The sequence below is a fragment of the Streptomyces sp. NPDC029296 genome, from assembly GCF_055569255.1.
Genome location: NZ_JBVHXT010000078.1, coordinates 1 through 22,032, shown reverse-complemented (window position 1 = coordinate 22,032; position 22,032 = coordinate 1). Strand labels below are relative to the sequence as shown.

At 70.3% G+C, this 22,032-nt stretch carries 11 protein-coding genes; 9 read left to right on the top strand and 2 right to left on the bottom strand.

Translation table 11 applies throughout. The annotated features are described in order from the left end of the window. Nucleotides 1-410 precede the first annotated feature (410 nt). The 7 genes from ACZ4W9_RS39175 to ACZ4W9_RS39145 all read left to right on the top strand — a co-directional run bounded on the left by ACZ4W9_RS39175 (nucleotide 411) and on the right by ACZ4W9_RS39145 (nucleotide 13,712). On the top strand, nucleotides 411-1,109 hold the full coding sequence (locus tag ACZ4W9_RS39175) for an HNH endonuclease signature motif containing protein (protein WP_467944015.1): 699 nt from the start codon (nucleotides 411-413) through the stop codon (nucleotides 1,107-1,109). A gap of 8 nt (nucleotides 1,110-1,117) precedes the next feature. Next, on the top strand, nucleotides 1,118-3,784 hold the full coding sequence (locus ACZ4W9_RS39170; RefSeq protein WP_467944014.1) for a helicase associated domain-containing protein: 2,667 nt from the start codon (nucleotides 1,118-1,120) through the stop codon (nucleotides 3,782-3,784). Between the two features lie 116 nt (nucleotides 3,785-3,900). Next, nucleotides 3,901-4,608: a TnsA-like heteromeric transposase endonuclease subunit gene (locus ACZ4W9_RS39165; protein WP_467944013.1), complete on the top strand. Its 708-nt coding sequence runs from the start codon at nucleotides 3,901-3,903 to the stop codon at nucleotides 4,606-4,608. A 77-nt stretch (nucleotides 4,609-4,685) separates the two neighbouring features. Beyond that, complete coding sequence (locus ACZ4W9_RS39160) at nucleotides 4,686-6,812, top strand: Mu transposase C-terminal domain-containing protein (RefSeq protein ID WP_467944012.1); 2,127 nt, start codon at nucleotides 4,686-4,688, stop codon at nucleotides 6,810-6,812. Beyond that, nucleotides 6,806-7,825 (top strand): TniB family NTP-binding protein, encoded by a 1,020-nt coding sequence (locus ACZ4W9_RS39155; protein WP_467944011.1) that lies wholly within the window; start codon nucleotides 6,806-6,808, stop codon nucleotides 7,823-7,825. The genes ACZ4W9_RS39160 and ACZ4W9_RS39155 overlap by 7 nt, the downstream gene beginning before the upstream one ends. Nucleotides 7,826-7,932: 107 nt before the next feature. Next, nucleotides 7,933-13,062: a Helicase associated domain protein gene (locus ACZ4W9_RS39150; RefSeq protein ID WP_467944016.1), complete on the top strand. Its 5,130-nt coding sequence runs from the start codon at nucleotides 7,933-7,935 to the stop codon at nucleotides 13,060-13,062. 41 nt (nucleotides 13,063-13,103) lie between these two features. After that, nucleotides 13,104-13,712, top strand: coding sequence for a hypothetical protein (locus ACZ4W9_RS39145; protein WP_467944010.1), 609 nt, complete (start codon nucleotides 13,104-13,106; stop codon nucleotides 13,710-13,712). Nucleotides 13,713-14,036: 324 nt separating this feature from the next. On the opposite strand, the gene ACZ4W9_RS39140 is transcribed toward ACZ4W9_RS39145, so the two are convergent. Both ACZ4W9_RS39140 and ACZ4W9_RS39135 read right to left on the bottom strand, forming a co-directional pair. Continuing rightward, the gene (locus ACZ4W9_RS39140) at nucleotides 14,037-18,704 is read right to left on the bottom strand and encodes a tetratricopeptide repeat protein (RefSeq protein ID WP_467944009.1); all 4,668 of its coding nucleotides are present in this window, start codon (nucleotides 18,702-18,704) and stop codon (nucleotides 14,037-14,039) included. Nucleotides 18,705-18,874: 170 nt separating this feature from the next. Continuing rightward, nucleotides 18,875-19,201 (bottom strand): trypco2 family protein, encoded by a 327-nt coding sequence (locus tag ACZ4W9_RS39135; RefSeq protein ID WP_467944008.1) that lies wholly within the window; start codon nucleotides 19,199-19,201, stop codon nucleotides 18,875-18,877. A 335-nt stretch (nucleotides 19,202-19,536) separates the two neighbouring features. Between ACZ4W9_RS39135 and ACZ4W9_RS39130 the strand changes: the two genes are divergently transcribed. Both ACZ4W9_RS39130 and ACZ4W9_RS39125 read left to right on the top strand, forming a co-directional pair. Next, nucleotides 19,537-20,979 carry a transposase gene (locus tag ACZ4W9_RS39130; protein ID WP_467944007.1) on the top strand — a complete coding sequence of 481 codons (1,443 nt, stop codon included), beginning with the start codon at nucleotides 19,537-19,539 and terminating at the stop codon, nucleotides 20,977-20,979. Between the two features lie 273 nt (nucleotides 20,980-21,252). Continuing rightward, nucleotides 21,253-21,453 (top strand): DUF6233 domain-containing protein, encoded by a 201-nt coding sequence (locus tag ACZ4W9_RS39125; protein ID WP_467944006.1) that lies wholly within the window; start codon nucleotides 21,253-21,255, stop codon nucleotides 21,451-21,453. The last annotated feature ends 579 nt before the right edge of the window (nucleotides 21,454-22,032 follow it).

Here is a 22,032-nt window from a genome sequence, read left to right as displayed (position 1 = left end):
CCCGCGGAGCGGGTTCCTTCTGGGCTGCGCCCAGAGCAAGCGAACACCCGTGCTGCGCACGGGTGTTGCGCCCCCGCTCCGCGTGAGCGCCAGCGGGTGGCTGCGCCACCCGCACAACCGGCCTGCTGCGCTGGCCGGTTGACGCCTCATCCGCTGCGCTCCCGAGGGCGAGCGGGACTGCGCCCCGCTACTGGGCTTCCGCTTCGCTCCGGCCCGGTCGGCGGGTCCGCTGCGCTCCCCCGCCTCAACGGTCCTTCCGGCTGCGCCTCCAGAACCTCGGGGCCCGCTGACGCGGGCCAGGCTGACTATGAGGGGTGGGGTCGCTCGTTCGTGTGGGTTCCAGTGTAGTGGGTGCATCAAAAATTGTAGCATGTAGAGTTGGAAGAACTTAGTGACATGTGGGGGACTCGATGGTTGGAATCACGCGGGGAGAGCGCCGAGTCTTTAATCAGCGCCCCCTGATCCGCTTGATGGTGTTGACTTCGAATTCATCTATGTGCGTCTTCTGCGGACAGAGCAGGGCGATCGAGATTGATCATGCCGAGCCGGTCGGTGACAATGGAGCTGATATTTGGTGGAACTACCTGCCGTCCTGTGTTTCTTGTAACAGGATGAAAGGCAAGAAGTCTGCACAGATTTGGAAGATCGACATGGAAATGTCGTATATGCAGCCGACGGCCTATTCGATACGGTGTCTCCCTCTGGAGATCTGTAAGGGGCTGATGGACCGCGTCAGGAGGACGCAGGAGGAGATACGGGACTCAGCTAGGCGGGACTGGTTTCGCCACCACTTCGGTGATGAACCTCGGCCGCGCCGGGCGGCCGACTTCGGCAAACTGTTGGAGCGGTGCCGTTCCGAGTTGGAGGGTTACCCCTACCCACCCTGGACTGACCTTTCACGGCCCGACTACCCCGGAGACGTCTGTACACGTCGAATCTGCTGTGGCTACAGACACAAAGACCACCGATACATTGAAGCATTTCTAACTAAAGCGGAGTGGGCTACATTTTGTGCGGCGGCCCGCGATGAACGTCTGCATATTGGCGATATCACATCCCGACTCATTCGTCAATATATTTCTACTGTGTCTTACACAGAAACCCAATAAGGAATTTGATGAAAGGCCGCCTATCTCTCCGTGAGCATCAGGTCGACCAGAAGTCGGCGTTCCATAAATGGGTTGGATTCCCTGCAACATCATCTGTACCCCCGCAGGGTGCCCGTGCCACCATCGTGTCAGCGACCGGCTCGGGTAAGACGATCATGGCCGCCGCGTCCGCGCTGGAAAGCTTCGCGGACGGCCGGATCCTCGTGACCGTGCCGACCCTGGACCTGCTCGTGCAGACCGCCCAGGCGTGGCGGGCGGTGGGCCACCGGGCCCCGATGGTCGCGGTGTGCTCGCTGGAGAACGACCCGGTGCTGGGCTCGCTGGGCGTGCGCACCACCACCAACGCGATCCAGCTCGCCCTGTGGGCCGGGTCCGGGCCCGTGGTCGTGTTCGCCACGTACGCCTCGCTCGTGGACCGGGAGGACGTCGACGCCCCCGAGGGCCAGCGGAAGGTTCGCGGGCCGCTGGAGGCGGCCCTGGCGGGCGGGGAGCGCCTGTACGGGCAGCGCATGGCGGGCTTCGACCTCGCGATCGTGGATGAGGCCCACGGCACCGCTGGTGATCTTGGTCGTCCGTGGGCGGCGATCCACGACAACGCCCGTATCCCGGCGAGCTTCCGGCTCTACCTGACCGCGACCCCGCGCATCCTCGCCGCGCCCCGGCCGCAGAAGGGCGCTGACGGGCAGGAGGTGGAGATCGCGAGCATGGCCGACGACCCGGACGGGACGTACGGCGCGTGGATCGCGGAGCTCGGGCTGAGCGAGGCGGTCGAGCGGGGCGTCCTCGCCGGGTTCGAGATCGACGTGCTGGAGATCCGCGACCCCTCCCCCGTCTACGGGGAGTCGGACGAGGCGCTGCGGGGCCGGCGCATGGCGCTGCTGCAGACCGCGCTCCTGGAGCACGCCGCTAGGTGGAACCTCAAGACGGTGATGACGTTCCACCAGCGGGTGGAGGAGGCCTCCGCGTTCGCGGAGAAGCTGCCTGAGACCGCTGCCGCGCTGTACGTCAACGACGTCTCCGACGCCGACCTGGCCGCTGCCGACAAGCTCCCCGCGTCGTCCATCGACGCGGAGTTCTACGAGCTGGAGGCCGGCCGCCACGTACCCCCGGGCCGCGTGTGGTCGGCGTGGCTGTGCGGCGACCACCTCGTCTCCGAACGGCGCGAAGTCCTGCGGCAGTTCGCCAACGGGATCGACGCGGCCGGGCGCCGGGTCCACCGCGCCTTCCTCGCCTCGGTGCGGGTGCTCGGGGAAGGCGTCGACATCACCGGCGAGCGCGGAGTCGAGGCCGTCTGCTTCGCGGACACCCGCGGCTCCCAGGTCGAGATCGTGCAGAACATCGGCCGCGCGCTAAGGCCCAACAAGGACGGCTCCACCAAGGTCGCCCGTATCATCGTGCCGGTCTTCCTCCAGCCCGGCGAGGACCCGACCGACATGGTCGCCTCCGCCAGCTTCCGCCCCCTCGTCGCCGTGCTCCAGGGCCTGCGAGCGCACGATGAGCGCCTGGTCGAGCAGCTCGCCTCCCGCGCCCTCACCCACGGCAAGCGCAAAGTCCACCTCCGGCGCGCCGCGGACGGGCGGATCGTCGGGGCCGGCGGCGAAGGAGACGGCAAGGACCAGGAGCACGACGACGGCGCGGACGGCGCTGCCGAGTCCGCGCTGCTCCATTTCTCCAGCCCGCGCGACGCCGCCACCATCGCGGCGTTCCTGCGGACCCAGGTCTACCGGCCGGAGTCGCTGGTGTGGCTGGAGGGCTACCAGGCCCTGCTGCGCTGGCGCCGGGAGAACGGGATCACCGGGCTGTACGCCGTCCCGTACGACACGGAGGTCGAGGTCGGCGTCACCAAGGACTTTCCGCTGGGGCGGTGGGTGCACCAGCAGAGGAAGACGCTGCGGGCGGGTGAGCTCGATCCGCACCGCAAGGAGCTGCTGGACGCGCCCGAGGCCGGGATGGTGTGGGAGCCCGGCGAGGAAGCCTGGGAGACCAAGCTCGCCACGCTCAGGTCGTACCGGCGGGCCACCGGGCATCTCGCCCCGCGGCAGGACGCGGTGTGGACCGACCCCGCCAACGGGGTGGAAGTGCCGATCGGGCAGCACATGGCCAACCTCCGCCGCAAAGGCGGTCTCGGAAAGGACCCGAAACGGGCGGAGCAGCGTGCGGCGCAGTTGGCCGCGATCGACCCCGACTGGAACTGCCCCTGGCCACTGGACTGGCAACGCCACTACCGCATCCTCGCCGACCTCGCCGCCGATGAACCCGACGGCCGACTCCCCGACATCCAGCCCGGCGTGCAATTCGAAGGCGACGATCTCGGGAAGTGGTTCCAGCGACAACGCCGCAGCTGGCCGGAGCTCTCCGAAGAGCAGCGGCAGCGGCTCGCGCGGCTGGGCGTAACGCCCGCCGAGCAGCCCGCCCCAGCTCCGGCGGCCAAGGACGGCGGGAAGACGTCAGCCTTCCAGCGCGGTCTGGCCGCCCTCACCCAGTACATCCAGCGGGAAGGCAGAACCATCGTTGGACGGGCGCACATTGAGGAGCTGCCGGACGGTTCGGTGATCAAGCTGGGTGTGTTTCTGAGCAACCAGAAAGCCAGGCGTGACCGGCTGGATGCGACGCAGCGGGCCGCCCTCGCCGAGTTGGGCTACGCCTGGGCTGCAGAACAGTCCGGGCGCAGCTGACGTTCGCCTATGGGCCGCGCGTCGCCCATTACCGGATGGGCCGATAAGCCGTTTAGTTCTGTATGCAGGATGCTGGGCGGGGTGGAGCGAGGGTGCGGCGGCCTGAAGTCGGGTCGGTGGATGTGCTGTTCCGGGCTGTGGGCGGGGCGACGGAGTGTTCGAGGTGGTCGTCGGCGGCCGGCGAGGTGGTTTTCGAGAACTGCCCGCCGCTGAAGCCGTTCCCGGTCCGCAAAGGCAAGCGGCTGGCACCGGGCTGGTGGTGGTCGGCTACCACCGGACGGCTGGTGCACTACGGGTCCGCGGCGATGCGGCTGCACGTGATGCTCCTCGACCGTGACCCGCGTGTCCTGGGTATGGCTGCCCGGCCGCTTGAACTGCGGTGGCATGGGACGAGCGCGGTGCGGTCGCATGCTCCTCAGCTGATGCTCCGGCTGGCCGATGGCCAGGGGGTGCTCGCCGACTGCACAGGGAGAGAGGAGCTGTCTAGGCGGCAGCGGTCTCTTGCTGCGGTGGTCGGAGAGGTCTGTAGGGCGGCGGGCTGGCGGTACTGGGTGCTCGGGCCTGTCGATTCGGTCTACCGGCGCAATGTGACCTGGCTGGCCGGATACCGGCACCCGCGGCACCACGGTGGCCGGTTGCTGGCTGCCGCGCTGCAGGAGGTGTTCGCCGAGCCGGCGCCGCTGTGGGAGGGCGTACGCAGGGTCGGGGATCCGCTGGTAGTGCTGCCCGCGCTGTTCCATGCGCTGTGGGCGGGGCGGCTGGCGGCGGACCTGGGGGCGCCGGTGCATGAGCGGATGCCGGTGTGGGTGCAGGCGGCAGAGTGAGGGCGGGCGGCGGAGTGCCGGGCAGGCCGGTGGTGGAGCTGGGGCGCCAGGTGCGGTTCGGGGGGCGTACCTGGACGGTGGGGGCTCTTGCTGACGGTCAGGTGCGGCTGGTCACCGAGGACGGTGAAGTAGCGGCGGTTTTGCTGGCGCTGCTGTTCGCCGATGCGGGATTCGAAGTCCTGGACGCGCCAAGAGTTCCCAGGGTGCCGCCGCTGGGCTTGCTGGAGTCGTTGCCCGAGACGGTGCGGGAACGGGCTCTGGCGTGGGAGCGGCATGTGCGGGAGGTGGAGACGGGGCGGCCGGGCGGAACCGGTGCAGTAGGCCCTGCGCGGGCGGAGTACGACCCGCAGACGCGGACGCTGGCGCAGCGCGAGGAAGCGAAGGCGTCGGAGCTGTCGGCGGCCGGCATGCCCACCAGCGCTGTGACGGTGCGGCGGATGCGGGCCCGCTACCGGCAGGACGGGGTGTGGGGCCTGGTGGACCACCGGGCCGCCCGGCCGCGGACGGCGCTGGGGCGTGCGGACGAGCGGGTGGTGGCCGCCCTGGGGGAGGTGCTGGAGGCCGGGCGGGAGCGCTCCAGCGGGACGCTGGGACGGCTTCGGGTGTACACCGAGCGGCTGCTGGCCGAGCAGTACGGGCAGGGGGTGGTTCCGTTGCCCTCGAGTGCGACGTTCAACCGGCTCGTGCACGCTCTCGCCGACGGCCGCGGGCTGCTGGGCAGTGCGCGGCAGCGCCGCTGGCGCTCAGCGAGGCCGGCTCCCCCGTTCGTCCCGACGACGGTGATGGCGCCGGGTGAGCTGGTGATGATGGACAGCACGGTGCTGGACGCCTTCGTGGTGCTCGATGCCGGGGTGGTGGAGCGTCCGGAGCTGACCATCGCGCTGGATGTGGCCACCCGCACCATCTGCGCGGCCGTGCTGCGTGCGAAGGGGACTCGCAGCGTGGACGCGGCGCAGCTGCTGGCGCAGATGATGGTCCCGGCACCGATGCGGCCCACCTGGCCCGAGGCGCTGGCGATGGAACACTCGGTGGTGCCTTACGAGCGGCTGCTGAGCGTGGACGCCCGGCTGGAGGGCGCCGCGGCGCGGCCGGTGATCATCCCGCAGACCATCGTGGTCGACCAGGGCAATGTGTTCATCTCGTCCTCGTTCATCGCCGCCTGCGAGTCGCTGGGCATTTCCGTGCAGCCCGCGCCGCCGGGCAACGGGCCGGCCAAGGGGCACGTGGAGCGCACCTTCTCCTCGATCAACACGCTGTTCGTGCAGCATGTCGCCGGCTACACGGCCTCGCACACCGGCGAGCGCGGGAATGACCCCGCGGGCGAGGCGGTGTGGACGCTGGACCAGCTGGCCGAGATGTTCCAGGAGTGGATCATCTGCGGGTGGCAGGGACGTGAGCACGACGGGCTGCGGCACCCGATGATGCCCCGCTGCGCGCTGTCGCCGAACGAGATGTGGGCGGCGCTGGTCGCCGTGTGCGGGTACGTCCCGGTTCCGCTGGGCCGCGAGGACTACATCGAGCTGATGCCCGTCAAGCGGCAGAAGATCAACGACTACGGCATCCGCATCGACTACCGCACCTACGACCACGAAGCTCTCAACCCCTACCGCGGCGAACGCTCGCCAGCAGGGGACGGACTGTGGGAGATCCACTACGACCCGCACGCTCCCGGCCAGGTCTGGGTACGCCTGCCGAAGCCTGACCAGCCGCGCGGATATGGGTGGGAGACGGTGCCGTGGATCCACCACACCCTGGTCACCGCCCCGTTCACCGACTTCACCTGGCAGCACATCCGGCGCACCGTCGCCCGACGCGGCAGCCGCGTCCAGCACGAACACGACCTGGCCCTCGCCTTGCGCGAGTTGCTCGAGCGCGCCGCCGCGGGGCAGGGCAACCACAGGGAGAAGGTCGTCACCGCCCGGGCCCGCGCCGGCGCCGCGAACAATGGCGGCGCGGTGTGGGGGATCCTGTATGGCCAGCAGCCGGGGGCCAGGGCGCTCGAGCCTGCCGACGAGGACGTCTTCGACGACAGCGAGGACGACGAGGAGCCTCTGACCGACGACGACGCCGTGGGCGCCTGGCCGACTGAAGGCGCACGCACGAGCGCCTCCTCGACGGCTCCAGTGCAGGAAGCCGGCGTACCTGCTCCGCGCCGTGCCCAGGTCACGGTCTACGACCCCTTCGAGGAATCCCTGCGATGGTGAGCCCGCTCTCCAACGATGCCGTCGGGTTCGCCCCGTTGGCCCCTCCGACCGTGTGGCAGGGCTGGGATGCCTTCGTCCACCGAGCCCCGGCGCCCGCGCGCGACGCCACCGACGGCGCCTGGTCCCAGACGGAGCGCGAGGACTACCACTCCGAGCTCGCCGTCATGCGCACCCCGGCCATGGACAGCGTGTTCACCGCCGTACGCCGGCTGCTGCTGGTCAACCGCCGCCAGCAGGCCGGCGCCCGCCGCGGTCTGATCATCTCCGGCCCGGCCACGACGGGGAAGACCACCACGATGATGGCGCTCGGGCGGTCCTTCCATCTGGCCGACGCCCGCCAGCACCCCGGCCAGGACGGCAGAAGGCCGGTGCTGTTCATCAGCGTGCCGCCGGCCGCCACCCCGAAGATGCTCGTCAGCGAGTTCGCCCGGTTCCTCAACATGCCCCTCACCGACCGTCTCAACCAGACCCAGATCACCGGCGCCGTGTGCGACCTGCTGTGCGAACTGGGCACCCAGCTGGTCCTCATCGACGACGTCCACCTCCTGGACACCCAGCGGCGCGCCGGCGCGGAAACCTCCGACCAGCTCAAGTACCTCGGCGAACGCATCCCGGCCACCTTCGTGTACTCCGCGATCGACATCGAGACTTCCTCGCTGCTGAGCGGGGTGCGCGGGGCGCAGATCGCCGGCCGTTTCAAGATCTTCCGTCACCGCCCGCTGGCCTATGCGACCGAGCAGGACCGGGCCGTCTGGGACGACCTCGTGCGGGCCATGGAGAATCTGCTGCGTCTGCGCGCACACCGGCCCGGAACGCTGGTCAAGCACGCCGCCTACCTCCATGCCCGCACCGCAGGGCGGATCGGCAGCCTCTCCCACCTCATCCGTGAAGCCGCCCTCATCGCCCTCACCGAAGGCACCGAACGGATCACCAAGCAGTTGCTGGGCGAGGTAGAGCTCGACGCAGCCGCCGAGACCCAGGCCCGGCCGGCCCGGTCCGCACGAGGGAAGTAGGGGCATCCGGCGTGGCACACCAGCACAGCACGCCCGTGCCCAGCCGTACGCCCGCTTGCGGGCGTACGGGACGCAGGCCGGCAGCGTCCGGCGGGGTCGTGCCCGCCATGGCCGGCGGCGCGGCAGGACGGGTGGCTCCGCTGCCGGGAGAGCTGACGTTGTCGTTCCTGAACCGGCTCGCCGCCCGCTACCACCTCGGCCTGCGGGACCTGCTCGCCGCCGTGACCGACGTCGGCGGCCAGCGGAACCTCACGGGAATGCTGTACCCCGACAGCGAGATACACCTCAACGCCCAGGCCCGTGCCCGCGTTTCCGCACTGTGCCGTGTTGCGCCGCAGGTGCTCGAGCGCGCCCTGCCCGCATGGAGGCGGGAAGAGCCGTGCGGCAGGTACGGGGCCGGCCCGGTGGGTCTGCTGATGCGCGGTGAGGAGGCTGTCGCGGCCTGGGGACCGGCATGCCCCGCATGCACCGCCGGCCGCACCGGCCGCCGCGTGGCCGCACGCCGGTACCTGACGCCCGGAGAGCGGGTCTGCTCACGCCACCGGTACTGGCTGATGTTCCTGCCCCACACCAGCGGCCTTCCCGTACCCCTTGGTCGGTGCCCGGAGGTGGTCCAGGCCCAGCGGCGGCATGTCCGGCTGCTGCGCCGCTCCCCCGCCGGCGCTCAGGCCTTCGAAGTCGCCCGCGCCATCACCGGCTCCTGGTGCGAGCAGCCCTGGCCCTTGGAGGAACAGCGGTGGCCGGCCCGCCTGGAGGCCACCCGGCCCACCGGCGCCGATCCGGGCTGGTGGAAGGTGGCCGCCCGCGACCTGATCACCTATCCCGAAACCGTGGCCCTCGCACGCCTGCTGGCCAGCCGCCCCCTGCAGCAGCGCACCGTTAGCGAATCGGGCGGCCATCTCCCCTACAGGCTGGGCGAGGTGCCCCAGTTGCTGACCGAACTCGCCGACCAGCTCGGGCGGCCGTGGCTCGTCCACCATCTCACCGCCGTCACCCACGGGCCGCTGTTCACCTGGGTGCACTCCTTGGTACGCGCCCACACCGCCTCAACCCCTGCCGCCCGCAAGGCACTGTGGGCGGTGCACTCGGCCCACCGCCCCCGCCCCCTCAGCGACCTCCTGCCCCGCCCCGCGGCTGCCGGCGGCACCCCGCCCGCGCCCGGACCCGCCAAACGGCTACGCGGCCACAGCCTCCAGGCCGAGCGCGCCTTCGCCGAAGGACTCACCCGCGCCCGCACCTATCACGAGGAGCACGGGCACCTCGCCGTACCCAAAGAAGACACCCCCGCCGGCTATCCGCTGGGCCAGTGGCTCGCCAACACCCGCACCCGCCACACCCGCATGCCCGCCCACCAAGCCGCCGCCCTCACCGCGCTGTACCCGTGGTGGCACGCTCCCTGGAGCACCCTGTGGCAGCGCACCTGGCACCAGGCCCGCGATCACGCCGAAGCCCACGGCCCGCTCGAGCCCGCCAGCGGCTTTCCCACCACCAGCTACAGCCTCGGCGAATGGCTGTACCTGCAGTGCACCCGCTACCTCGCCCTCCACCCCGAACAACGACGTCTCCTCACCCAGATCGGCATCGACGCCGCGGCGGCGGCCGCCGCCCGACCCAGACGACGCAACCTCAAGGCCGGCGCCGAAGAAGCCCTCGCCCACGCCCGCTCCTACGCCGCGGAACACGGCAGCCTGGCGTCCGTAACCTCCGCAACCGTCCACGAGGGGTTCCGCCTGGGACAGTGGCTCGCCAACCAGCGCAACTACCAGCGCACCGGCCACCGCCCCCTGCCCGCCGGCCGCGCCCAGGCCCTCACCTCCATCGACCCCTGGTGGAACCCGCCCTGGAACCTGAAATGGCAGCGCAGCTACCCACCGCGTTCGCGACACAGCAGCCGGCCGGCCCCGGGACGCCAACACCGGCTTCAGCGACCTCGACGATTCCCTCGCGGGCGATGGCTGCGGCGCCAGTGCAGCACGTATGACGAGCTCCACGACGAACAGCAGCGGCTCCTCGCCGAGATCGGCATCACCGCCGAGGTGGCCCGCACGGCCCGGGACCATGCACGTACGGCCCCGAGAGCACCGGCTGCCGCCCCGGTTCCGGAGACAAAAGACAAGACCAGTCAGGCCAGAAGGGCTGCAGACCCTGCAACTCCCACCGGTCCGCATCGCGCACGGCGTGCCGCCAAGCCGAAGCGTCCCCGCGAGCCGGGCAGCCGCCTCGGGCACCGCCCCGATCTGAGACCGGGCTTCGAAACAGCCCTGGCACACGCCCGGGCCTGGCACGCCGAACACGGCCACCTCGCCGTCCCCCGCGACACCCTGCACGACGGCTACCCGCTGGGCATGTGGCTGTCCAGCCAACGCAACCGAACCAAACAACGCACCCGCGACGGACTGCCGCCCTCACCCCACCTGGCCGACCTCGCCGCGATCGACTCGTGGTGGAACCCGCCCTGGGACCTGTACTGGCAGCGCAACTACTACCGCACCCTCAACCACATCAAAGCTGGCAAACCGTTCGACCCCGCCGCCCGCATCCCCGCACCGAGCACCGTCCTCGGCAGCTGGATCACCCGGGCGTGCCTCCAGCACGACCAGCTCCACCCCGGCCAGCAGCAGCTTCTGGCCAGCCTCGGCATCACCGCCCAGACAGCCGGCCACTGGCGGCCCAGTCCCCGGCCCCGGCCCCACGCCGAAGCCCTCACCCACGCCCGTACCTGGGCCAGCGACCACGGCCACCTCTGCCCGCCGATCAAGACCGTCCACGACGGCTTCCCCCTCGGTGTATGGCTCAACCGACAGCGCGAACTCGCGAAGAAACGCAGCACCCCCTCCCCCACCCCAGCAAGCACTCGCCACGATCGACCCCTGGTGGAACCCTCCCTGGCCCATCCTGTGGCAACGCACCTACCACCACGCACACACCCACCCCCGCCACCCAGCAGCCCGCCGCTGGCTCCGAAGCCAACAACACAACTGGCTCCTCCTCCACCCCGACCAACAACACCTCCTCACTCACATCCGCATCGCCCCGCCGACTTGATTCGCCAACGCCCGTACCCCCGCCGAGCCCTGTCCCACAATGAGCAGATGGCCGACGCCCGCTTCTTCAACGACGAGCCCTTCCTCGACCACGAGGAAGGACCTGACCTGCTCGGACACAGGCAGTACGCCCAGCATGTGATCAGCCTGCTGGACCGGGTGCGGGCCCAGACCGAGACCGGAGTCCTCGCGCTGATCGGCCCCTGGGGCTCAGGCAAGTCCAGCGTCCTGGGCAAGGTGACACGCCGCCTACGGGATGGCGCAGCCAACGATGACGGCTGGCTGGTCGCAGAACTCAACCCGTGGCTGTACTCCGATCTGGAGTCGCTCACGCTGGCGCTGTTCAGCGAGATCCGCGAAGCCCTCCCCGAGGACGGACGGTGGTCCGAGGTGCGAGAGAAGATCGGCGGATTCGGCAAGGCCATCAGTCCTCTGGGGAAGGTCACTGCTCTCTTCGGCCTTGACTCCGAGGGGCTGATCCAGGAGGTCAGCAACCGCATCAGCGGCGACACGAGCGCAGCCGCAGCGAAACACAAAGCCGAGGAAGCCCTGCGCAAGGCGGGTCACCCAGTGCTCGTCGTCATGGACGACCTGGACCGCCTCACCCCCGAAGAGCTCCTCGTCGTCTTCAAGCTGGTACGCCTGGTAGGGCATCTGCCCCATGTGTACTACCTGATCAGCTTCGACGAACGGACCCTTCTGGACGTCCTGCAACGCAGTGAGCTGGTCGGTAACAGCGAGCTGCGCGCACGCGACTTTCTGGAAAAGATCATCCAGGTCCGACTGGATCTTCCCGCCTTCCGCGAGCGCGACGCCGACACCCTGGTCGACCGCTCCCTCGGCGCAGTCCTCGCCTCGCACAGCCTGGCCTTGACGCCCGGCGAGCAGCAGAGGCTCTCTGAGGCCTACTACCGGTACCTGCAGGCCCGCCTGCGCACACCACGCGCCATCAAGCGATTCTTCGGCCAGGTGGACGCCACCCTCGGCCAGCTCACCGGAAACGTCGACATCGTCGACTTCCTGCTCGTCACCTTCCTGCGCACCAACGAGCCCCGCGCCTACCAGTTGCTGTGGCAGCACCGAGCCGAACTCACCGGCACCAGCATGGATTTGCCCTCGGGCCGCGATGAGCGGCCCGACCAGGGCATCGACCGCTGGCGCACCAGGCTGCAGGGCGCCGGCGTCGCCGAACAGCACCTAGACGGCGTGATCGGCCTGATGGGCATGCTGTTCGCACCAGTCCGGCAGGCTCTCGGCCATGGCATCAACTTTCAGGCCATCGCGCGGCGGCGCGGCATCGGCAGCATCGACTACTTCGACCGGTACATGGTCTTCGGCGTCCCCGACGACGACCTTCCCGAGCACACCTTCGACACCGCCCTGCAGCAACTGGCCGACGACACCCCGGGCACCGAAGCGGACGAACTGCTCCTACGCCTGCGCGACGACACTCAGCGCATCACCCGCCGCATCGGCTACAAACGCGCCGCCGGCGCTCCCCTGCCGGCGGCCGCACTCCTCAAAGCCGCAGCCCTGCACTACGGCCACCTCACCGCCGCTCCTCAAGGGGCCCTCGGCCTGTTCACTGCGGACCGCGCCATGGACTTCCTCGCGAAAGACCTCCTGGCCGATCTTGCCGAGCCCGACCGGCCCTCGATCCTCAAGATCATGGCCGAGACCCCTGACGGAGCCGTCCTGGCTGCTCGCACCCTCCAACGCGTCACCAGCCGTGACGACTCCGACACCCCGGACCGCTCACAGGCAGCAGCCACCCTCGACTGGATAGGTGAGGCCCGCTCACTGATCAGCCACGAGATAGCACGGCACCTCACCCCCGCCGCGAGCCGGCCCGTACACGAACTGACCGAGCTGGAGATCACCATCATCTGGGCGTGGCGCCATACCGAGTCCGAGGCCTGCCGGATCTGGATCAACCAACGTTTCGACCAGGGGTGGAACCCTCTTGACCTCCTCGCCACGCTCCTACCACCCGACCGGGCCCCGCTCCCGGTCATCGACGAGGCCACCCTGCAAAGCCTCGACGCACTCATCGGCCTCGAAGCGCTGTACAGCCGACTCGGGCCGCTCCTCGACACCCCGGCAACAGCCCCTGCTGACCCCCGTGAAGAACACCAGCGAGGCATCCTCCAAGCTCTTCGCGTACACCGCGGCAACACCCCGGGCAGCAGCTGACCACCCGACCCACGCCTCCAGACAAGACGGAGCAGCAAGCCGTGACAGACAATCCGTTCGCCCTCGCACCCGAGCAATGGCAGCGCCTCGCCTCCGCCCGCCAGGCCTACACCGACACCGTCAGTCCGTACTACGACGAGACGCTGCAACACGTGGCTCAACGCGCGTGCGTCACCGGGCACATCGGCAAAGCCGACATCGGAGCACTACTGATGTGGAAGCGCCTCAGAGCCGATACACCCTGGGCCGCCGAACTCATGGCACTCGCGGACGCCGACGTACGCCGCGCAACCGCCACAGCCACGGCTGCCGCCCGGGACACCACTCTCAGCCGCAGCGCAGCAGCTCAAGCCGGCCGAGCAGCACTCGTTCCCCTACCAGGCTTCCGTACCGGCGACGCCCTCGCCTCCGCCGTCCTCACGGCAGCCGCACCAGACCGCATGGCCATCTACGACCAGCGAGCCCACAGCGGATTGCGCACCCTCGGCATCACCCTCAGCCACGCACCCGGCCGCTACAGCCGCTACATAAAAGCGATCGACCAGCTCCTTGCCGCCGCCCCAGCCCCGATCCGCAACTGGACCCCACGCGACATGGACACCGCCCTGTACTGGCTCAACCACCCCACCAACACCACAACCAGCACATAGCAACACTCAACGAACCTGATCACCACGCAGCGGAACTGACCACAGCTGACCAACACTCCCTACACCTGACAAAGCACCAGATCAGCACACAACCCAAGCCCCCGCTCCCTCCATCACCGAGCCGTAGCAACCCGGCCTGGAGCGCTACCACCACCAGGCACCAAACTGATCAGCCCAGACCAACCCCATGACCCACTGATCAGAAAGACCGCTCCTGGACAGCCGCGCTGCGGGAACTGGGCGTGGGGTGGGCATAACGTCGGCATCGTCCGGCCGTTGAGTCGGACAGCGTGAGGTCCGGGATATGGTTCTCCGGGCCTCGCCTCACTGCGGACTAGCGAGGCGCGCGTGGGTGTCCGTCACCACGTCGAGGTACGGCGCGGTGAGCCCTGGTTCGGTCTCGGCGATCGCCCGCCACAGGACGGCCGCTTCGGCAATGGCGTCTCTCGCCTCCTGCCGTCGGATGTTCGCGAGCAGCCGGGTCCTGGCGTATGCGAAGAGCGCGAATGCGAGGTGGTGCCGGTATGCCGCGTGATGGCGGGCGGCCAGACCACGGCTCACAGAGACCGCCCGGGCGGTGGCGCCCAGGGCTTCGGTGTGCCGTCCGGCCTCGCTCAGCCGCAGGCCGTGATGGGCGAGTGCCCCAGCCAAGACCGGCTCGCCGGCCGCGGCATCGGTCGCTGCCACCTGCTCGGACACGGCCAGGGCCTCCGCCGAGACGTTGAAGGCTTCCTCGCGTGCTGATGAGCCCAGGGTCAGGAGTCGGCCGAGGTCGATCAGCGTCAGAGCCAGCATCCCGCCGTGGGCAGGATCGGCGTCCGTCAGGTCGCGGGCGATGCCGACGGCCTCCCGGACGTGCGCTAGGCCCTCGGTCGCCCGGCCCCCTTCCACGAGGTGAGCTCCCAGGCCGGAGCGGGCCAGAACGCGGACGACGTCGCGTGCGCCGGAGGAGGGCAGGGCGTCCGCGACGGCGACTGCCCGTCGCAGTATCTCCTCGGCTCCCTGCTGGCCGGCGTTGTGCCGGAGGCAGCCGAGGACCGACAGCCAGTACGCCAGCGAACCCCGATGGGCGTCTTCCCGCCGGGCGTAATCGCCGAGCAGTGCGGTCACCTCCTCGGCGATGGGCAGCGCCTCGGTGCTCTGTCCCGTATCGATCAGCGATGTCGCCAGGTAGGACAGGGCCGGGAGCAGCCGGGGCGAAGGCTCCGCGGAGCCGTGTTCGGACGGCCCCCGGAGGGCGGTGACCGCTCGGCGCATGACGCGTGCCGCGTCCTCCGGGCGGCCCGCCGCGGAGAGCTGAGTGCCGAGGACGAACAGCGCTTCGCCGTACGCCGGGGTGTGGCCGGTGTCCTGCTCCGGTTCCAGCAGACGGTGGCTGACTTCGATGGACTCCTCCAGCACGGTCAGCGCCTCGGCCGTCTGGCCGGCCCGGGACTGCATGAGCCAGAGACCGGACAGAGCCGTGGCGAACCCGCGTGCGTACCTGTCCGCGTCCTGTCGCACGAGGCCGCGATACAGCTCCACCGCTTCCGCCGCCGCTATCACGGCGTCCTGTGTCCGTTCCCGGTCGCTCAGAGAGTGCATCCGGGTCAGCAGGGCATTGGCCAGGGCGGCCCGGGACCTGCCGGCCTCATCCGCTGCCGCCGGGGGTCGGCGGATGCGGACCACTTCGTCCAGTGCCGCCAGAGCCTCGTCCGGTCTTCCGGCGGTGTGCAGCCGGCGGGAGAGGTTGTGCAGGGCGCTGGCCAGGTCGTCGAGCGGAGCGTCGGGGCGCTGTTCGACGAGCGCGCGGTACAGACCGACCGACTCCTCGCCGGCCCGCACGGCGTCCTGCGGGTGTCCAGTTTCCTCCAGCTGGGTGGCCAGCGTGTCCAGGCTCATGGCGAGATCGGCCCTGAACGTCGAGGGCTCGGCCGCGAACAGGGGACGGTAGCGGTCGACCGCTTCTTGGGCTGCCTCCAGTGCGTCCACCGGCCGCCCGGCGTCGTTCAGCCGGTGGGCGTGGGTGTTGAGGGAGTTGGCGAGCCGGGGTTCGAACCCGGCGGGTTCCCGCTCCGCCAGGCGCCGGTAGAGGGCGACGGCCTCGGCGGCCCGTGCCGAAGCCTTGTCCGAGTGTCCCATCTCAGCCAGGTCGATGGCGAGGGAGTGCACGCTGAGCGCCAGGTCGGCGAGGTAGACCCCGGGGCGGTCGACGTCCAGCCGACGCCGGATCTCGACGGCCTCCTCGGTCGCCTGCAGTGCGTCCTCCGTCCGGTCCGCGAGGCCCAGGCAGGTGGAGTGCGTGCTCAGACTGCGGGCGAGACCGTTGCGGAAGGCGTCGGGGCGTCGCGCTACCAGTAACCGGTAGTGGGCGACGGCCTCCCCGCCCGCCGACAGCGCCTCATCGACGCGTCCTCGCTCCGTCAGCCAGATGGCCAGGTTGTTCAGGGCGGCGGCGAGTTCCGGCAGGGCGTCGTCGCCGCGTTCCGCCACCAGGTCGCGCCGTATGCCGACTTCCTTCTCCATCGCCTCCACCGCCGCGTCGGGGCGGCCCAGTTCGCCCTCGGCCTGGGCGAGAGCGCCGAGGCCGTGGGCCAGGCCGGCCCGGAACTCGTACGCGTCCGGCCGGGTGAGACGCAGCTCGCCGTAGATCCGAACTGCTTCACGGGCGGGGGCCAGGGCCTCTTCCCGATGGCCCAGAGCGCGCGCCGTCAGCGACAGGTTGTGGAGAACGGCGGCGAGGTCGGGCCGGTAGGCGGCTGGATCGTCCTGTGCGAGCCGCCGGTAGATCCTGACGGCCTCGCTGGTGGCCGCGTGCGCCTCCTGGGTCCGCCCCACGTCACCCAGGCGGCCGGTCAGCCTGCGCAGCATCAGGGCCAGGCCAGGCAGACAGCCGGCGTCCTGACGGGCCTGCTCGCGGTGGATCCCGACGAGCCGCTCGGTCACCTTCGCGGCGAGCGGGCCCAGGGCGTGCGTCGGCCGCGGCAGACGATCGGCCAGTTCCAGCAGGTCCTCGGGCGTGGTGTCCGGTCCGTGAGCCAGCCGGTCCAATGCCGCTATCAGCGGGTCCGGCCGCTCGACCTGCGTGGCGACATCGACGGCGAGCCGCGCCAGCACGTCGCGACGGCGCACGCACAGCTCTGTGAGAGGTTCGTCGAGAGCGTCGCAGTGGGCGGGGTGGGCGGCGGCCCGGGTGTAGACGGTGAGCAGCTGGGCGGTCTGCTCGTCGGTGAGGCCTTGTGGTGGGCGGCCGTCCGCCGCCGTCCCGCCACCGAGCAGGTCCTGGGCCAGGTCGGGGTTGTGGAGCAGCCGCTTCCCGACGAAGTACTCGGCCAGCCGGTCCGGCCGCAGGGAACCCCACGCCCTGCCGTCGCGGGGCGGATAGAGCGCGGCGATCCAGCCGGTGAGGGCTCGGTGGCCCGCACGCCCGTAGTCACTGAGGTAGGAGACGCGGCTCAGCAGGGCTTCCGCCTGATAGCGGGTGTCGGCGCCACACAGGAAGGCCGCAGCGAGAGCGTCCTCGCGGGACTCCTCGTCCAGGTCGCCACGCAGGCGCTGGTTGGCGACGCTCTCCCAGTACTTGGACTCGTGGTCGAGCAGCCGCTCTTCCACGCTCAGGCTCTCGCTCTCACGGTCGGCGGTGGATGCCGGACCAGCGCCGCTCACCGGCTCCGGCGCGGCCCCAGGCCGGACCGAGTTGGCGCGGACGGCTTCGTCCAGGAGGTCGGCCAGCGCGGTCATGTGCAAGGTGAGCGCCATCTCCAGCCCGGGGCCGTCCAGCCGGCCTGGTTCACGCCGCAGAGCATCGGTCACCATCGCGGCCACCTCGGGCCAGGAGTGGTGCTCCTGCCCGGACACGGCCGGCAGAGCCTGGGCCAGATGCTCCACGGCGTCCCGGTAGGCCTCGGCACGGCCCTGAGGGAGCGGTTCCAGCGGCGGTAGCGGGATCCGGACCATGCCATCCAAGAGGTCCCGGGTGCCGCTGTCCGCCCGCCTCACGGGCCGCCACCAGTCGCCGTCGGCGGTACGGGCGAGCAGTAGCACCTTCAACGGCTCCGGGACCGGGCGGGCGACGATCGTCGTGAACAAGGCGGTCAGCTGCTCGACCCGGGTCTCGGCATAGTCGATGACCACCAGCAGCGGAACAGCCATGTCACCGAACGCCGCCATGGCCTCGGCCCCCGCGTCGCTCTTCAGCCACACCACCGCCGAGCGCCCGCCGGCCAGCCGGGCCGTCAGTTCACGGGCCAGACGCGTCTTGCCCTGTCCTCCCGGCCCGAGCAGCAAACGCACGTCGACTCCGGGCGTCTCGCACCACTCCCGCAGTTCCTCCAGCAGTTCCTCCCGGCCGCGGAAGGGAACCACGGCGTGGCATGCCTCCAGCAGCGCGGCGGGCGAATCCGGCAGGGTCCGCGCCGCGAGGCGGTCACCGGCACTGGACGACAGGTGCGCCCACTCTGCGGGTTCCGCCGCACTCTGCACGCCGTGCTCCGCCAGGACCCGGCGGAAGCCGTCGTGGCGCAGCAGGACCCAGGCCGGCGCCAGTTCCAGCTGGGTGTGCTCGCAACCACTGAAGTCCGTGCAGATCACCCCGATGAGCAGCCCGCCGCACCACACGGCCGCCCCTGACAGCCCAGCCCAGGGGGATACCACCCGCCCGGACTCGTCGGTACGCGCGACGACCCGCCTCTCAAGGCGCATGAGGTAGCGGTTGGCGACGGAGCGGTCCGCCCGGTTGACGGTTCCCGACTCCTGCGAAATCTCCACCGCCTGGTCCCGCTGGACCCAGGCCGGCAGACCCCAGGTGTGGCAGCGGGTATCGGGCCGGTCGGTGACGAGCCGCCCCCACCGAGCGGGCGCGACCGGCCACGGCGCACCCTTCGCGGCCGGAGCCCGGTCGTCGAAGTGGAGCAGGGCCGCGTCGTCACGTGCCCCGGGCGTGCCCCGCCAGACTACCGTCGCGGCGTACTGCCCCTTCTTACCGGGCCGGAAGAAGGTCACCGTTGCGCCCACCGCCGGCACGACATGCGCCGAAGTGAGGACGAGGCCTGGGGCGATGACATACCCCGACCCCAGTCCCCCGGGCCCGTCCACCCCGACCGCCAGATCACGGTTCACCGTGCTGCCCCCCAACGCGTCTCCCGGGCCCGGAGTCGGGCCCGGCCCTTGCGCCCCTCGGCGCGTCAGTCCTCCATGCGGTCGGACACGTCGCCCGGCCCCGGGTCCGGCAGCCGCCTCTGGAGGATCAGGATGTCCCCATCAAGCCCCTGAGGCGTCAGCGCCACCTTCACCCGGTGGGTACGGCTCCGGGCCGCTCCCGCCTCGCCGTCAGCTGAGACCACCCAGGCTTTGAAGCCCGCCTTCGCCTTGACGTCCTGACGGAGCTCGACGGCGAACTCCAGCTCGATGGGACCCACGCGGAAAGTAATCTCCTGCCCCCTGCCGCGAGCAGCGGCCTCGGTCAGCTCGTCACGCAATGCGGCTACCGCGTCCGACAGTTCGATTTCCATGCCTATGGCCCCCTCGTGCATGGCTGCGGAAGTGCTCCGGCAGATGCCGCCGGAGACCTCATAGACGGTACCGGCGGGGTGACGTGGAGAGAGGCGATTCTCCGGCACTGCTCGCACGCGACGTCACGACCCCGAGCTCTCGGCCACCGCCCTGCGCTGCCGAGGCGGTGACCGGCACGGCCGCGCGCCAAGAGCCGTCCGGTGCCCGCACCTCCAGCTCGGCGTGGACGCCCGCAGCCCGCACGGCGCTTCTCGGCGACGGCCGAACCCTGGTTCTGGATCACTTTCAGTGCCGGGGCCACGGAGGGTCACCACAAGCGCGATCATGAACGGTCGTGGGTGATCTGTCCCTCCAAGACCTGTGGTTCCACCAGGTCGAAGGCGTAGTGATCGAAAACGCAGTGGTCGACGACGAGTTGGTGGTCGTGCGGGCCCGCGCATCGGCGGAGCGGGCCGTATGTCCCGCCTGCGGGACGGTGTCGGGCCGGGTGCACAGCCGATACGTGCGCCGCCTTGCCGATACTGCGGTCGCCGGACGTCCCGTGTTGATCGAGTTACAGGTACGGCGGTTCCGCTGCCGTGAACGCGACTGCCGGCGGGCTACGTTCGTCGAGCAGGTCGACGGACTCACGTTCCGGCATGGAAGGCGAAGCTCCGGGCTGCAGACGGTGCTACAACAGGTAGGGGTGATGCTGGCCGGCCGGGCTGGGGCCCGCTTGGCGAACACGCTTGCGGTCCGAGCGAGCCGGTCGACGCTCCTGCGGCTGATACGCCGTCTGCCGGAGCCCGAAGTGCACACCCCACGGGTGCTCGGGGTGGACGAGTTCGCTCTGCGCAAGGGACACAGCTACGGCACGATCCTGGTGGACATCGACACGCGCCGGTCCACCGCATACGCCGAGGCCGGACGACTCGGTGCCCCGGACGCGATTCACGTCGCGGACCGGTGGCACATCTGGAAAAACCTGGCGGAGGCCGTCGAGAAGACGGTCATCCAGCACCGCGCCCTACTGCGCGAGCCGGAGAACACTGCCCCGGTCCGCGGCGCCGGCCCCCTGGAGAGCCCGGAGCCAGCGCCGCCTGCCCTGGATGAACCACGGCAGTCTGGCCGTCTGTCCGACCGGGTGCGCGAGCAGCACGCGGCCGTCCACATCCTGCTGGATGAGGGGCTCGGCCTGCGGTCGATCGCCCGCCGACTGGGCCTGGCCCGCAACACCGTCCGCCGCCTCGCCAATGCGGCCACCGCGGACGAGCTCCTGGTCGGACGGTGGACCGGCCGGATCAGCATCCTCGACCCCTTCAAGTCCCACCTCCATCAGCGATGGGCGGAAGGCTGCACCGTTGCCCGCCGCCTGTTCGAGGAAGTCCGCGAGCGCGGCTATCCTGGCGGCGAGAGCGTGGTGAAGAAGTACGTCCAACGGCTCCGCGAAGCCTTCCCGCACGACGATCCGCCCCGCAAAGCGCCGTCCGTGCGCGACGTGACCAGCCGGATCACCCGCCACCCCGACCGCCTCCACGACGACCAGGCCCAGCAGCTCAAGCAGATTCTCGCCCGCTGCCCTGCCCTCGACCGCACTGCCGGACACGTCCGCGCCTTCGCCGACTTGATGAACGACCGTCGAGGCCGGGACCTCGACGCCGTCGTCGCCGGGCTCAGCCTCCGCTACAGCTCCGGCGCCGTCGAAGGCCACAACAACAAGATCAAGATGACCAAGCGGCGGATGTTCGGCCGCGCGAACTTCGACCTGCTCCGCAAGCGGGTCCTCCTCGCGGCGTGAGGCCGTTCATGATCGCGCTTGTGGTGACCCTCCGTGGTCCCGGCACTGAAAGTGATCCAGAACCTCGCAGGGCTCTGGCTCAACTTTCGTGGTGTCGGCAGCCACATCGGGGGCAAAACGCTGCGGTGTCCACATTGCCGCAGGTCAAGCGGGTGGAGCGTGTCCTCGAAGAGGCACTCGTCCTCCGCATCACAGAAGTTGTGCCAGAGGCGGAAGTCGTGAAGAAAGCCACCAAGCCCCTTCCGCCGGCGCCGCCGACGTCGGTGGTCCTCGATGTCCTCGGGGAGCCGGGCCCGGCCCGGGGCGTGGCACGCGCCGGACTGCGAGGAAGCGCTGCAGGGCGCGCCGCTGCTCGATCTGGAGCACGCGCTGAACGTTGCGGAGACCCGGGGAACACGACTGTGCACCTTGTGCGACTGTGCTCAGGAACTGACGCCGATGCTGAGCGAGTTCGACCACATCACCGGTTCCTGACCCGCCGTGGTACCGAACGCCGGTCACCCCCGGGGCCCGGGCGCGCCCCGGCCACCCTGTCTGTGCTCGCGGCGGCAGTGAGCGGCCGGTCAGCGAACGCCGGCCGCGGCCCACCCGGCCCGTACCTGCTCCAACACCTCCCGCACGCCGGCAGCGTCAGGCGGAGGACCGGCGTGACCGGACGGCCGACCAAGGGTGCGGGCAGCCGCGGCGGCCGGCGTGCGCACGGACAGACGCCGCCGACGCGGCGTGGGATGCCGTGCGACGGCTTCGGCAGGCAGGGCCCTCGATCGCCGATGCCGCGGGAATGGACGCCGCGTCCCCGGGCAGCGCGAACGGGCGGTGGAAGCCACCGTCGAGGCCGCCGTCGGTCTCCTCCCGCCCGGCGGACCAGACCGGTTCAGGGAACTCGGAGTCTTCGCCGAGGACGATCCCGTTCCCGTAACACTGGTACGTCCGCTCTGGCAGACCTCCGCCGGCCTCACCGGTGAGCACCGGGCGCCCTTCGCGTCGTACCCGAGAGGTCAGAGCTTCTCGATCACGTAGTCGACGCACTGCGTCAGCGCCTCGACGTCCGCC

Bases quoted from the DNA above. Each gene is read 5' to 3' on its own strand.
- ACZ4W9_RS39175 (WP_467944015.1), top strand. From the start codon at position 411: ATGGTTGGAATCACGCGGGGAGAGCGCCGAGTCTTTAATCAGCGCCCC.
- ACZ4W9_RS39170 (WP_467944014.1), top strand. From the start codon at position 1,118: ATGAAAGGCCGCCTATCTCTCCGTGAGCATCAGGTCGACCAGAAGTCG.
- ACZ4W9_RS39155 (WP_467944011.1), top strand. From the start codon at position 6,806: ATGGTGAGCCCGCTCTCCAACGATGCCGTCGGGTTCGCCCCGTTGGCC.
- ACZ4W9_RS39150 (WP_467944016.1), top strand. From the start codon at position 7,933: ATGGCCGGCGGCGCGGCAGGACGGGTGGCTCCGCTGCCGGGAGAGCTG.
- ACZ4W9_RS39135 (WP_467944008.1), bottom strand. From the start codon at position 19,201: ATGGAAATCGAACTGTCGGACGCGGTAGCCGCATTGCGTGACGAGCTG.
- ACZ4W9_RS39125 (WP_467944006.1), top strand. From the start codon at position 21,253: ATGTCCTCGGGGAGCCGGGCCCGGCCCGGGGCGTGGCACGCGCCGGAC.